Here is a 13,500-nt window from a genome sequence, read left to right on the forward strand (position 1 = left end):
GCGCATGCTGCAATACCTCACGATACCCGTCACGCCCTTCCAGCAGAACTGCTCGCTCGTCTGGTGCGACCAGACCCTGGAGGCCGCCGTGATCGATCCGGGCGGCGATCTCGAGTTGGTGCTGGCCGAGGTCGACCGGCTCGGACTCAAGCTCGGCCAGATCTGGCTGACGCACGCGCATATCGACCATGCCGGCGGCACCGCCGAGCTGGCACAGCGCTGCAAGCTGCCGATCATCGGTCCGCACGAGGGTGACCAGTACTGGATCGACGGCCTGCCGATGCAGAGCGTCAAGTTCGGTTTTCCGCCGGCCGGCCATTTCACGCCGACGCGCTGGCTGCATGACCTTGACCAGTTGCAGCTCGGCCGCAGCGAGGTGACGGTGCGCCATTGCCCGGGCCACACGCCCGGCCATGTGGTCTTTCATTCGGCCGAGGCCAAGCGCGCCTTCGTCGGTGATGTGCTGTTCGCCGGCAGCATCGGCCGCACCGATTTCCCTGGCGGCAACCATGAGCAGTTGATTGCCAGCATCACGCAGCGCCTGTGGCCGATGGGCGACGACACCGTCTTCATCCCGGGTCACGGCCCCGAAAGCAGCTTCGGCCGCGAGCGGCGCGTGAACCCCTACGTACGCGGCACCTGATCGCGTCGTGGGGCTGGCCTGGCTTCAGCCCCGGGCCTGTTCGTAGAGTTGCCTGACTCGGGGCAGGTTGTCCTGCAGTTCCTGGATCCGGTTCGGGCCGCTCGGGTGGGTGGACAGGAAGCCCGGCCCGCCGCGGCCGTTGGCCGCCATCATCTTGCGCCAGAGCGAGACGCTGGCCTGCGGGTTGTAGGCCCCGCGTGCGCCGAGCTCGAGTCCGACCAGATCGGCCTCGGTCTCGTCATCGCGGCTGTACTTGAGCGCCAGCAGCTGGGTGCCGAGGTCGGCCGCGACATTGCCCAGCTCGCCCAGGCCCAGCAGGCGCGCGCCCAGCGACAGCCCCAGGCTGGTGGCCTGGGTCTTGGCCAGCCGCTCGCGTGCATGCTCGCGCAGGGCATGCGCCATCTCGTGGCCCATGACCATCGCGACCTCGTCGTCGCCGAGCTTGAGCTTGTCGAGGATGCCGGTGTAGAAGCAGATCTTGCCGCCCGGCATGCAGAAGGCGTTGACTTGGGAGTTGCCGATCAGGTTGACTTCCCATTGCCAGCTGCGCGAGCGCGAGTTCCACGGTGCGGTGAAGGGAATCAGGCGGCGCGCGATCTGGCGCAGCCGCTGCAGCTGCGGGTGCTGCTCGGGCGCCAGCGCTCCCTTGGCCCGGGCCTGTTCCAGCATTTCGCCGTATTGCTGTCGCGCCGCGCCTTCAAGCTCCTCGGCCGGCACCAGATTGCGCAGCGCCGAAGCCTCGCCGACATCGACCTGGGCCTGCGCCGTGGCGCTGACCAGTCCGGTGGCGGCCGCTGCGCCGGCCAGCAGGAAGCCGCGCCGCGGCGACCAGCGCCCGGCGCCCGGTTCGTCATGAACCCCGGCCGAAGCCGAAAGGGAGGATTTCGCGTCGCAAAGCCAGCACATGCGCCAATAATAGACAAAAGCCTGCCGCCTGCGCAGGTTTTCTGTTTCAAGCCGTACATGCCTCCATCTGATCCCCGTCCCGCCGCCACGCTGGCCGAACCGCAGTCCGATCCGGTGCTGTCCTGGCGCGCCACCCTGCGCGCCTACCTGCAGCCCGCTGGCCTGCGCCTGTTCGCGCTCGGTTTCGCCGCTGGCCTGCCGCTGCTGCTGGTGCTCGGCACGTTGAGCTTTCGCCTGCGCGAGGCCGGCCTCGACCGCGCCACCATCGGCTACCTGAGCTGGGTCGGCCTGGCCTACGGTTTCAAGTGGTGCTGGGCGCCGCTGGTCGACCGCTTGCCGCTGCCGGGACTGAGCCGCTGGGTCGGCCAGCGCCGTGCCTGGCTGCTGCTGTCGCAATGCGTCGTCATGGCCGGCCTGGTCGGCATGGCGCTGACCGACCCGCGCACCGACCTGCAGGCCATGGTGGGTTACGCCCTGCTGGTGGCCTTTGCCTCGGCGACGCAGGACATCGCGCTCGACGCCTTCCGGATCGAATCGGCCGATGCCCGGCGCCAGGCCGCGCTGGTCGCCTATTACCAGACCGGCTACCGCCTCGGCATGATCTGGTCCGGCGCCGGTGTGCTCTGGCTGGCCGCGCGTGCCGAACTGGCGCCCGCGATCGCGGCCGGCTATCAGCAGGCGGCCTGGAGCAGCGCCTACCTGGTCATGGCCGGCTCGATGGTGATCGGCCTGCTGACCGTGCTGCTCTCGCCCGAGCCGGTGCGCCGCGTCATCCCGCCGGCGCGCAACCTCGCGGCCTGGCTGCGCGAGGTGCTGGTCGAGCCCTTTGCCGAATTCCTGCAGCGCTACGGCGCCCAGGCCCTGCTGCTGCTGGCGCTGATCGGGGTCTACCGCATCAGCGACGTGGTGATGGGCATCATGGCCAACCCGTTCTATGTCGACATGGGCTACAGCAAGGACGAGGTCGCCGCCGTCACCAAGGTCTACGGCGTGATCATGACCCTGGTCGGTGCCTTTGCCGGTGGCGCGCTGGCGCTGCGCTGGGGCGTCGCACGCGTGCTGATGCTGGGCGCCGTGCTGAGTGCCGTCAGCAACCTGCTGTTTGCCTGGCTGGCCTGGCATGGCCATGACCTGGTGGCGCTGATCGCGGTGATCGCCGCCGACAACCTGAGTTCGGGCATCGCTTCGGCTGCCTTCGTCGCCTACCTGTCGAGCCTGACCAATGTGAGCTATTCGGCCACGCAATACGCGCTGTTCAGCTCGATGATGCTGCTCGCGCCCAAGTGGCTGGCCGGCTATTCGGGCGTCTTCGTCGATGCCTATGGCTACAGCAGCTTCTTCATCGGCACGGCGCTGCTCGGCCTGCCGGTGCTGCTGCTGGTCTGGCTGGCATCCCGGGTGCAGGCCAGGACATCTGGCTAGAGCGCTTGGCCTGGATTTTCCAGCCAGTTGTCAGGCCCGTGCCATGTGGCTGGTGCACAATAGGGTCAAGTGCTGTCACACTGGCCCATGACAAGGCAGTTGTCGCGGGGGGGATGAAGCGCCAAGACGCCAGTCACGCCCCGCCATACCGTATTCCAACGACGTCCTCTAGGACTTGCCGCCGCCCAGCTGGGCGGCGTTTTTTTTTGCCGCTCGCTTTGCCGCTTACGCCCGTGCCTCATGCGGGACATCACGCCATGAGGCGGCCGGCAGTCCGGCGATGGGCGCACAATCGGTGCGTTCCTTGATCGTTTTGCCGATGCGCCACCTCGCCCACACCAGTCCCACTGCAGCCACTGCCACGACCGCCCCTGTCGGTTCTACCGCCGCCCAGCCCGAGCGCTCGGACGCTGCCACCCTGCGCCGCCTCTTGCCCTATCTCTGGCAGTACCGCTGGCGCGTGGCGCTGGCGCTGGCCTTCATGGTCGGCGCCAAGCTGGCCAACGTCGGCGTGCCGCTGCTGCTCAAGGAGCTGGTCGACGCGCTGACGCCGCGCACCGGCCTGGCGCCGGGCCAGGCCGCGCTGCTGGTGGTGCCGCTGGGCCTGTTGCTGGCCTACGGCCTGCTGCGCTTCTCGACCAGCCTGTTCACCGAGCTGCGTGAGCTGATCTTTGCCAAGGCGACCGAGGGTGCGACGCGCGCGATCGCGCTGCAGGTGTTCGGCCATCTGCACGGACTGAGCCTGCGCTTTCACCTCGAGCGCCAGACCGGCGGCATGACGCGCGATGTCGATCGCGGCACCCGCGGCGTGCAGTCGCTGATCTCCTACTCGCTCTACAGCATCTTCCCGACCCTGCTCGAGGTGGTGCTGGTGCTGGCGCTGCTGGGCACCAAGTTCGAGCTCTGGTATGTCTGGACCACGCTGGCGGCGCTGGCGGCCTATGTGTTCTTCACGGTCAAGGTCACCGAGTGGCGCACCCAGTACCGGCGCGAGATGAACGAGCTCGAATCGGCCAGCCAGACCCGTGCCGTCGATTCGCTGCTCAACTACGAGACCGTCAAGTATTTCAACAACGAGGCCTTCGAGTCGAGCCGCTACGGCGAGAGCCTGGAGCGCCTGCGCCGCGCCCGCGTCAAGAGCCAGACCACGCTGTCGCTGCTCAACGCCGGCCAGCAGCTGATCATCGCGACCGCGTTGGTCGCGATGCTCTGGCGCGCCACCAGCGCCGTGACCCAGGGCGGCATGACGCTGGGCGACCTGGTCATGATCAACGCCTTCATGATCCAGCTCTACATCCCGCTCAACTTCCTGGGCGTGCTGTACCGCGAGATCAAGCAGAGCCTGACCGATCTCGACAAGATGTTCACGCTGCTGGATCGCGAGCGCGAGATCGCCGATGCGCCGGGCGCGCCCGAGCTGGCGCTGGACGGGCCGCCCGAGGTCCGCTTCGAGTCGGTGCGCTTCGCCTACGAGCCGGCGCGCGAGATCCTGCATGGCATCAGCTTCACGGTGCCGGCCGGCAAGACGGTGGCGGTGGTCGGACCGTCCGGCTCCGGCAAGTCCACGCTGGCGCGCCTGCTGTACCGCTTCTACGATGTCGGCGGCGCTGCCATGGCGCCTGATGCGGCCGGCGCGATCCGGATCGCGGGCCAGGACATCCGCCAGGTGACCCAGTCCAGCTTGCGACGCGCGATCGGCATCGTGCCGCAGGACACGGTGCTGTTCAACGACAGCATCGGCTACAACATCCGCTACGGCCGCCCGGACGCCAGCCGCGAGGAAATGGTCGCCGCCGCCCAGGCCGCGCATATCCACGACTTCATCGAGAAGCTGCCCAAGGGCTACGACACCGTGGTCGGCGAGCGCGGCCTCAAGCTGTCGGGCGGCGAGAAGCAGCGCGTCGCGATCGCGCGCACCCTGCTGAAGAACCCGCCGATCCTGATCTTCGACGAGGCGACCTCGGCGCTCGACTCGGCCAACGAGCGCGCGATCCAGTCCGAACTGCGCAGCGCGGCGCGCGACAAGACCGCGCTGGTGATCGCGCACCGGCTCTCGACCGTGGTCGACGCGCACGAGATCATCGTGCTCGAGCAGGGCCAGATCGTCGAGCGCGGCGCCCATGCCGAACTGCTGGCGCGCAACGGTCGCTATGCCCAGATGTGGGCGCTGCAGCAAAGCGGCGCCGAGGAAGCCGTCGTGATGCAAGCGGACGCCTGAGATGGATACCAAATGGCTGGAGGATTTCGTCAGCCTGGCCGAGACGCGCAGTTTCAGCCGCTCGGCCCAGCTGCGCCATGTGACGCAGCCGGCGTTCTCGCGCCGGATCCAGTCGCTCGAGGCCTGGGCCGGCACCGACCTGGTTGACCGCAGCAGCTACCCGACCCGGCTCACGCCAGCGGGGCAGACGCTCTACGAGCAGGCGCTCGAAATGCTGCACGCGCTGCAGGCTACCCGCACCATGCTGCGCCAGTATTGCCCGACCGGCCAGGACCAGATCGCGTTCGCGGTGCCGCACACGCTGGGCTTCACCTTCTTTCCGGCTTGGCTGTCGGGCCTGCGCGAGGTGGTCGGCCCGGTCAAGACCCGGCTGATCGCCCTCAATGTCCATGATGCAGTGCTGCGCCTGATGGAGGGCAGCTGCGACCTGCTGATCACTTATCAGCATACCTCGCAGCCGATCCAGCTCGATGCCGAGCGCTACGAGATGCTGTCGCTCGGGCAGGAGGTGCTGGCGCCCTATGTCCGCCCCGGCGACGACGGCGCGCCGCTGCACCGCCTGCCTGGCTGCGCCGAGCAGCCCTGGCCCTATCTGGCCTACGCGCCGGGGGCCTATCTCGGGCGCGTGGTTGACTGGGTGCTGCAGCAGGGCGGGGCGAACTTTCATCCCGAGCGGGTCTACGAGACCGACATGTCCGAGAGCCTGAAGGCGATGGCGATCGCCGGCCATGGCGTGGCCTTCCTGCCGGCCAGCTCGGTCCAGCAAGCCTTGCGCGAGGGCCAGCTGGTCAGCGCCGCCGGTCCCGACGTCGCCTGCGAGGCGCGGCTGGACATCCGGCTCTATCGCGAACGCCCTGGCGCGCGCCGGCCCAAGCGCGCGGCGCAGAAGTTCTGGGACGACGTGGCGGCCGCGCAGGCCCGCTCGAACTGAAGCCCCGCTGCGCTGGCGCGATTTTTGCTCAATACCCTTGTGCAGTCCGGGGCCGGGTAGATACTATGGCGGTCCCGCGATACGCGCCCTAGAATGGGGCACAACTATTTCCCCTCGACCGATAAAGGATCTTGACATGAAGAAGAGCCTCCTGGCCATTGCCCTGACGGCCGCCTGTGCCGGTTCCGTCTGGGCCCAGACCAATGACACCCTGGCCAAGATCAAGGGCAGCGGCAGCGTGACCCTGGGCGTGCGCGAATCCTCGGGCCTGGGTTTCACCCTGGGCAACGGCAAGTACGTCGGCTTTCACACCGAAATGGGCGAGCGCGTCGCGGCCGACCTGCAAAAGCAGCTCGGGCTGACCAAGCTCGAACTGAAATACCAGCCCGTGACCTCGCAGAACCGCATTCCGCTGCTGCAGAACGGCACCGTCGACCTCGAGTGCGGCTCGACCACCAACAACGCCGCGCGCCAGAAGGATGTCGCCTTCGCCGTCACCACCTATGTCGAGGAAGTGGGCATTGCCGTGCGCACCAACTCGAACGTGCACCAGGTCAAGGACCTGAACGGCAAGTCGGTCGCCACCACCACCGGCACCACCTCGGTCCAGACGCTGCGCAAGAACGAGCGCGCCGCCGGCATCGACTTCAAGGAAGTCTATGGCAAGGACCATGCCGACAGCTTCCTGCTGCTTGAGTCGGGCCGTGCCGAGGCGTTCGTGATGGACAAGTCCATCCTGGCAGCCAACATCGCCAAGTCGAAGAACCCGGGCGAGTTCAAGATCCTCGACGAGGTGCTGAGCGTCGAGCCGATCGCCTGCATGCTGCGCAAGGACGATCCGGCCTTCAAGAAGGCGGTCGATGACAGCATCAAGCGCCAGATCAAGGACGGTTCGCTGGCCAAGCTGTACGACAAGTGGTTCATGCAGCCGATCCCGCCGGCCAACGTCAACCTCAAGATGCCCTTGACTGACAGCACCAAGGCCGCCTGGGCCAGCCCGAACGACAAGCCGATGGAAGAGTACGCGAAGAAGTAAGCTTCGCACCCAGTGCAGCCCCGCTGGTCGGGGCTGGTTTCATTTCACAGCATGGGGAGGTCCGCATGAGCTGGGATTGGCAGGTATTCTGCGAGGACACCCTCACGCGCGAGGCGGGTTCGAGCTGTTTTGGTCAGGGCGGTGACATCACCTACCTGGATTGGCTGTTGTCGGCCTGGGGCTGGACGGTGTCGGTCTCGCTGCTGGCCTTGCTGCTGGCGCTGTTCGTGGGTGCCCTGGTCGGCACGCTGCGTACCTTGCCCGACAGCCCCTGGGTGGTGCGACTCGGCAATGCCTGGGTTGAGCTGTTTCGCAACATTCCGCTGCTGGTGCAGATCTTCCTCTGGTACCACGTGCTGCCCACGCTGTTTCCGACCCTGCAGGCGGTGCCGGGCTTCGTGCTGGTGGTGCTGGCGCTGGGCCTGTTCACCTCGGCCCGCATCGCCGAGCAGGTCCGCTCCGGCATACAGGCGCTGCCGCGCGGCCAGCGCATGGCCGGCATGGCGCTGGGCCTGACCACGGCGCAGACCTACCGCCATGTGCTGCTGCCGATGGCGCTGCGCATCGTGATCCCGCCGCTGACCAGCGAGACCATGAACATCTTCAAGAACTCGTCGGTCGCCTTCGCGGTCTCGGTCGCCGAGCTGACCATGTTCGCGATGCAGGCGCAGGAAGAAACCGCGCGCGGCGTCGAGGTCTATCTGGCCGTGACCGGGCTCTACATGCTGTCGGCTTTCGCGATCAACCGCGTGATGGCCTTCATCGAGCGGCGCGCCCGGGTACCGGGCTTCATTGCCAGCGCTGGCACGGGAGGGCATTGAGATGGGTCTTCAACTCGACTGGTCCTTCTACAACTGGGACCTGATGCAGAACTTCGTGCTCAAGGGCCTGGGCTTCAGCCTGATGCTGACCCTGGTCGCGACGCTCGGTGGTGTGCTGTTTGGCACCCTGCTGGCGCTGATGCGATTGTCGGGCCGGCCCTGGCTCGCCACGCCCGCGATGGTCTATGTCAACGGCATGCGCAGCATCCCGCTGGTGATGGTGATCCTGTGGTTCTTCCTGCTGGTGCCGTTGCTGATCGGTCGCCCGATCGGGGCCGAGCTGTCGGCGGTGCTCACCTTCGTCGCCTTCGAGGCGGCCTACTTCAGCGAGATCATGCGCGCCGGCATCCAGTCGATTCCGCGCGGCCAGGTTCAGGCCGGCATGGCGCTGGGCATGAGCTATGGCCAGAACATGCGGCTGGTCGTGCTGCCGCAGGCGCTGCGCAACATGCTGCCGGTGCTGCTGACGCAGACCATCATCCTGTTCCAGGACACCTCGCTGGTCTATGCGATCGGTGCCTACGACATGCTCAAGGGCTTCGAGGTCGCCGGCAAGAACTTCGGTCGTCCGATCGAGGCCTATCTGGCGGCGGCCGTGCTTTATTTCGCGATCTGCTATGCGCTGTCGGCGGGCGTCAAGCGCCTGCACCGCAAGATCGCCATCGTGCGCTGACAGCCGGTACCGAAGGAGAATCCAATGATTGAACTCAAGCATGTGTCCAAATGGTACGGCCCGGTGCAGGTACTCAACGATTGCTCGACCCGGATCGAGAAGGGCGAGGTGGTGGTGATCTGCGGCCCGTCCGGTTCGGGCAAGTCGACGCTGATCAAGACCATCAACGCACTCGAGCCGATCCAGCAGGGCGAGATCTGGGTTGACGGCAAGGCCGTTCACGACCCCAAGACCAACCTGCCGAAACTGCGCAGCCATGTCGGCATGGTGTTCCAGCATTTCGAGCTGTTCCCCCACCTGAGCGTGACCGAGAACCTGACGCTGGCACAGGTCAAGGTGCTGGGCCGCAGCCTCGATGACGCCAGGCAGCGCGGCCTCAAGATGCTCGACCGCGTCGGCCTGAGCGCGCACAAGGACAAGTTCCCGGGCCAGCTCTCGGGCGGCCAGCAGCAGCGGGTCGCGATCGCGCGCGCGCTCAGCATGGACCCGATCGTGATGCTGTTCGACGAGCCGACCTCGGCGCTCGACCCCGAGATGGTCGGCGAGGTGCTCGACGTCATGGTCGGCCTGGCCGGCGAGGGCATGACCATGATGTGCGTGACGCACGAGATGGGCTTTGCGCGCAAGGTCAGCAACCGGGTGATCTTCATGGATGTCGGCGGCAAGATCCTGGAGGACTGCAGCACGCGCGAGTTCTTCAGCCAGCCGGAAAACCGCCAGCCGCGCACCAAGGATTTCCTGAACAAGATCCTGCAGCATTGACCGCCTGGGCATGAACTGGGCGGGCGGCCTACAATGGTTCCATGTCCACCGCTTCGATCCGCCGCCTGATCACCCGCCTGCTGGCAGGGTGGGCGCAGGCGTTTCTCGCTGCGGGTCAGGCGCCGCTGCTGCGCCCGCCGGTCGCACTTTCCTGAGCCCGGCGGTCCCCTTCCTCTTTCTTGCGCCATTTCCAGGACCGTCGGGCACGCTATCAGGCGCGACTGGCCCGTGGACCGCTCCGCGGGCCCTTTTGTCCCGGAGTGCTTTCGATGTCCACTATTCCCTTGAGCCTGCGTACGCTCAACGAACTTGACCACGCCCGTCTCAGCAAGTTGATTCCCGCCGGCCCTGCCGGCGAGGAGTTGGCCGACTTGCTCGACAACGCCCAGTTGCTGGCGCCCAGCGACATGCCTGCCGATGTCGTGACGCTCAACTCCACCGTGCTGCTCGAGGACGCCAGCGGCAAGCGCGAGCTGACCCTGTGCTACCCGCGCGATGCCGATCCCAACAGCGGTCGCCTCTCCGTGCTGTCGCCCCTGGGCCTGGGCTTGCTGGGACTGTCCGTCGGGGCTGAGGCGGGCTGGCTCACCCCGCAGGGCCAGGCCCGTTCCGCCCATCTGTTGGCCCTGCTGTACCAGCCTGAAGCCAGCGGCGAATACCTGGTCTGAGACCGGGATGGCCCCAAGGGGCGGTGGATTTGGGACAATCGCAGCATGACGCAACAGATCACCATCACCCGCCCCGACGATTGGCACCTGCATCTGCGCGACGGCGCCGCGCTGCACACCGTGGTGCCGCACACGGCCGCGCAGTTCGGCCGTGCCATCGTCATGCCCAACCTCAAGCCGCCGGTCACCACGGCCGAGCAGGCTCTGGCCTACAAGCAGCGCATCCTGGCCGCCGTGCCGCCCGGCATGAGCTTCGAGCCGCTGATGACGCTTTACCTGACTGACAACCTGCCGCCCGAGGAAATCGCGCGTGCCAAGGCGGCCGGCGTGGTCGCGGTCAAGCTCTATCCGGCTGGCGCCACCACCAACAGCGACGCCGGCGTGACCGACCTGCGCAAGACCTACCAGACGCTCGAAGCCATGCAGCGCGAAGGCATGCTGCTGCTGGTGCATGGCGAGGTGACCGACCCCGCGATCGACCTGTTCGACCGCGAGGCGGTGTTCATCGAACAGCAGCTCGCGCCGCTGCGCCGCGACTTCCCCGAACTCAAGATCGTGATGGAGCACATCACGACCCAGGAAGCCGCGCAATATGTGGCCGAGGCCGACCAGTTCCTGGGCGCGACCATCACCGCGCACCACCTGCTCTACAACCGCAACGCTCTCTTCACCGGCGGCATCCGCCCGCATTACTACTGCCTGCCGGTTCTCAAGCGCGAGACGCACCGCCAGGCGCTGGTGGCAGCGGCGATCAGTGGCAATGCCAGGTTCTTCCTCGGCACCGACAGCGCGCCGCACCCGGCGCACCTGAAGGAGCATGCGACCGGCTGCGCCGGCTGCTACACCGCGCACGCCGCGATCGAGATGTACGCCGAGGCCTTCGACGCCGCCGGTGCGCTCGACCAGCTCGAAGCCTTTGCCAGCTTCAACGGTCCCGACTTCTACAACCTGCCGCGCAATACCGGCCGCATCACGCTGCGCAAGGAAAGCTGGACTCCGCCGGCGTCGTTCGCCTTCGGCGAGGCCGAGCTCAAGCCGCTGCGCGCGGGCGAGGCGCTGCCCTGGAAGCTGGTCTGAGCCATTTTTCGCGCCTGATCGACTGGTCCGAACCCTGGCTGGCGCCTTGGCGCGGGCTGGGCGAGCCGATTGCGGTCGATGCGCTGGCCGGCGGCGACCTGCCGGCGGCGCTCAATGCTGTCGCGCTGGCGCCCAGGAACTTCGTGCCGCAGGCCGAGCTGCCCGAGGGGCGGGCCTACGAGGCGCATATCTTTGCGACCGGCGATGTGCCGACGCGCGAAGGCCTGCACGACTTCTTCAACGCGCTGTGCTGGATGCGCTTTCCCGCCACCAAGCTGCGGCTGAACCGCTTGCAGGCGCAGGCGATCGAGGCCGCTGGCGGCGTCGGCACCCGGCGCGGTCCGCTGCGCGATGCGCTGACGCTGTTCGACGAGAATGCCGCGCTGCTGCAGGCGCCAGAACCGATCTGGCAGGCGCTGCTGGCGCGCGACTGGAGCCTGCTGTTCGTCGAGTTGCGCCCGCTCTGGGCCCAGTCCACGCTGCTGCTGTTCGGCCACGCGCTGACCGAAAAGCTGGTCGCGCCCTACAAGTCGATCACGGCCCATGTGCTGCGGCTGCCGGTGCCGACCGATTGGCCGGCTGATCTGCCCGCTGATTGGCCAGCCGATGCGGGCGCAGGCGTAGTCCATCCCTGGGATGACTGGCTGGCCGGCCAGCTGACGCCCGAGTGGCTGGCGACCAAGCCCTACACGCCGTTGCCGGTGCTGGGGCTGCCAGGCTGGTGGCCGGCCAACGAGGACCCCGCCTTCTACGCCGATGCCCAGGTGTTCCGGCCGGCGCGCCAGCCCTGAGCCTGCACGCCATTCACCTGCGCATGCTAAGGTTGGCGGCTTGAAGCGCTCTGCGCTCGTCCCCATATCCTGGCGAAAGGGATCTCAGCCTTGGCCTTGAGCGGAGAGCTGGCGGCCCGATCGATCTTTTCAACCTGGGAGTTTTTCCTGTCATGAAACGCATTGCGCTTTTCGTCCTGACCAACCTGGCGGTCATGCTGGTCCTGAGCGTCACCGCCAGACTGCTGGGAGTCGACCGCTTCCTGACCGCCAACGGCCTGAACCTCGGCGCGCTGCTGGGCTTCTCGCTGATCATGGGCTTTGGCGGCTCCATCATCTCGCTGCTGATGAGCAAGCCGATGGCCAAGTGGAGCACCGGCGCGGTGGTGATCAACCAGCCGCGCAACGCCGACGAGGCCTGGCTCGTCAACACGGTGCAGAAGTTTGCCGGCCAGGCCGGCATCGCGATGCCCGAGGTCGCGATCTACGACGGCGAGCCCAACGCCTTCGCGACCGGCGCCAGCAAGAACGCTTCGTTGGTGGCGGTCTCGACCGGCCTGCTGCATGGCATGACGCACGAGGAAGTCGAGGCCGTGATCGGCCATGAGGTGGCGCATATCGCCAACGGCGATATGGTGACGATGACGCTGATCCAGGGCGTCATGAACACCTTCGTCGTGTTCCTGAGCCGGGTGGTCGGCTACGCGGTCGACAGCTTCCTGCGCAAGGGCGACGAGCGCGAGAGCAGCGGCCCCGGCATCGGCTACATGATCACCAGCTTCGTGATGGAGATCGTGCTGGGCTTCCTGGCCGGCATCATCGTGGCCTGGTTCAGCCGCCAGCGCGAATTCCGCGCCGATGCCGGTGCGGCCCAGATGATGGGCCGCAAGCAGCCGATGATCAATGCGCTGGCCCGCCTCGGCGGTCTGGAGCCGGGCGCGCTGCCGCAGAGCATGGCGGCAATGGGCATTGCCGGCGGCCTGGGCAAGCTGTTCTCGACCCATCCGCCGCTGGAAGAGCGCATCGCGCGCCTGCAGCAGTCCTGATTCCTCGGTCCTGTGATCGGCATAGGGGGCCGCCATCATTGGAGGCACCCCTGCCACACCACCCGGCATGCGGGTCCGCACCGGGCGGTTCGAGAGCTTGAGGTCAGGACAGTCGCGGCACTCCCAGTCGGTCGAAGTAGGCAAGGGTCAGGACACTGTTGAGCAGCAGTCCACTGTTACGCCACCAGCGGCGGCAGTTGCCCGCCACCTGTCTGGCTACATCTTCCCTGGCCCCCAAGACCTTGAGCTCGCGGTAAATCGTCCCCGACCGCTTCCAGTGCCTAAGCTGGATGGCTCGCAGTCTGTGGCGCAGCCACTCGTCCAGTTCACGCCAGACTCGTGGTGTTTGCGACAGCCCGAAATAGGCCTTCCAGCCCAGCAGGTAAGGCCGCAGCTTCTCCACCACTTCACTCATGCTGCGTCCCCCAGAACGCCTCGTGAGTTGCCGGATGCGGACCTTGAAGTTCTGCAGCGGCTTGTCGGCCACCTTGCATTTGACTTCCCGGCCCTTGGCCACCCACAGCGCA

General features: G+C 67.0%; 14 protein-coding genes. 12 read left to right on the plus strand and 2 right to left on the minus strand.

The features are described 5' to 3' along the window. Positions 1-4 precede the first annotated feature (4 nt). The gene (locus C6P61_RS00875) at positions 5-643 is read left to right on the plus strand and encodes an MBL fold metallo-hydrolase (RefSeq protein ID WP_105728036.1); all 639 of its coding nucleotides are present in this window, start codon (positions 5-7) and stop codon (positions 641-643) included. A 24-nt stretch (positions 644-667) separates the two neighbouring features. On the opposite strand, the gene C6P61_RS00880 is transcribed toward C6P61_RS00875, so the two are convergent. Then, positions 668-1,549 (minus strand): M48 family metallopeptidase, encoded by an 882-nt coding sequence (locus C6P61_RS00880; RefSeq protein ID WP_105728037.1) that lies wholly within the window; start codon positions 1,547-1,549, stop codon positions 668-670. Between the two features lie 57 nt (positions 1,550-1,606). Here C6P61_RS00880 and C6P61_RS00885 point away from each other — a divergent pair, with 57 nt between their 5' ends. The 11 genes from C6P61_RS00885 to htpX all read left to right on the plus strand — a co-directional run bounded on the left by C6P61_RS00885 (position 1,607) and on the right by htpX (position 12,973). Continuing rightward, entirely contained in the window at positions 1,607-2,971 is a 1,365-nt protein-coding gene (locus C6P61_RS00885) for an AmpG family muropeptide MFS transporter (RefSeq protein ID WP_105728038.1), read from the plus strand. A gap of 319 nt (positions 2,972-3,290) precedes the next feature. Beyond that, positions 3,291-5,189, plus strand: a complete 1,899-nt coding sequence (locus C6P61_RS00890; RefSeq protein WP_105728051.1) for an ABCB family ABC transporter ATP-binding protein/permease — start codon at positions 3,291-3,293, stop codon at positions 5,187-5,189. A 1-nt stretch (position 5,190) separates the two neighbouring features. Further along, the gene (locus tag C6P61_RS00895) at positions 5,191-6,120 is read left to right on the plus strand and encodes a LysR substrate-binding domain-containing protein (protein WP_105728039.1); all 930 of its coding nucleotides are present in this window, start codon (positions 5,191-5,193) and stop codon (positions 6,118-6,120) included. Between the two features lie 136 nt (positions 6,121-6,256). Then, a complete protein-coding gene (locus C6P61_RS00900) occupies positions 6,257-7,156 on the plus strand; it encodes an amino acid ABC transporter substrate-binding protein (RefSeq protein WP_105728040.1) in 900 nt (299 codons plus the stop codon). 65 nt (positions 7,157-7,221) lie between these two features. Then, positions 7,222-7,977, plus strand: a complete 756-nt coding sequence (locus C6P61_RS00905; protein WP_105728041.1) for an amino acid ABC transporter permease — start codon at positions 7,222-7,224, stop codon at positions 7,975-7,977. Position 7,978: 1 nt separating this feature from the next. Then, positions 7,979-8,650, plus strand: a complete 672-nt coding sequence (locus tag C6P61_RS00910) for an amino acid ABC transporter permease (protein ID WP_105728042.1) — start codon at positions 7,979-7,981, stop codon at positions 8,648-8,650. 24 nt (positions 8,651-8,674) lie between these two features. Next, positions 8,675-9,412, plus strand: a complete 738-nt coding sequence (locus C6P61_RS00915; protein ID WP_105728043.1) for an amino acid ABC transporter ATP-binding protein — start codon at positions 8,675-8,677, stop codon at positions 9,410-9,412. Between the two features lie 269 nt (positions 9,413-9,681). Beyond that, on the plus strand, positions 9,682-10,080 hold the full coding sequence (locus C6P61_RS00920) for a GreA/GreB family elongation factor (RefSeq protein WP_105728044.1): 399 nt from the start codon (positions 9,682-9,684) through the stop codon (positions 10,078-10,080). Positions 10,081-10,125: 45 nt separating this feature from the next. Next, positions 10,126-11,157: a dihydroorotase gene (pyrC, locus tag C6P61_RS00925; protein ID WP_105728045.1), complete on the plus strand. Its 1,032-nt coding sequence runs from the start codon at positions 10,126-10,128 to the stop codon at positions 11,155-11,157. Then, entirely contained in the window at positions 11,142-11,948 is an 807-nt protein-coding gene (locus C6P61_RS00930; RefSeq protein WP_105728046.1) for a DUF3025 domain-containing protein, read from the plus strand. The genes pyrC and C6P61_RS00930 overlap by 16 nt, the downstream gene beginning before the upstream one ends. A 152-nt stretch (positions 11,949-12,100) precedes the next feature. After that, entirely contained in the window at positions 12,101-12,973 is an 873-nt protein-coding gene (gene htpX, locus C6P61_RS00935; RefSeq protein ID WP_105728047.1) for a protease HtpX, read from the plus strand. A 103-nt stretch (positions 12,974-13,076) separates the two neighbouring features. On the opposite strand, the gene C6P61_RS00940 is transcribed toward htpX, so the two are convergent. After that, on the minus strand, positions 13,077-13,500 hold a 424-nt coding region (locus C6P61_RS00940), incomplete at its 5' end, for a group II intron maturase-specific domain-containing protein (RefSeq protein ID WP_280524098.1).

Source organism: Malikia spinosa (assembly GCF_002980625.1).
Lineage (GTDB): Bacteria > Pseudomonadota > Gammaproteobacteria > Burkholderiales > Burkholderiaceae_C > Malikia > Malikia spinosa.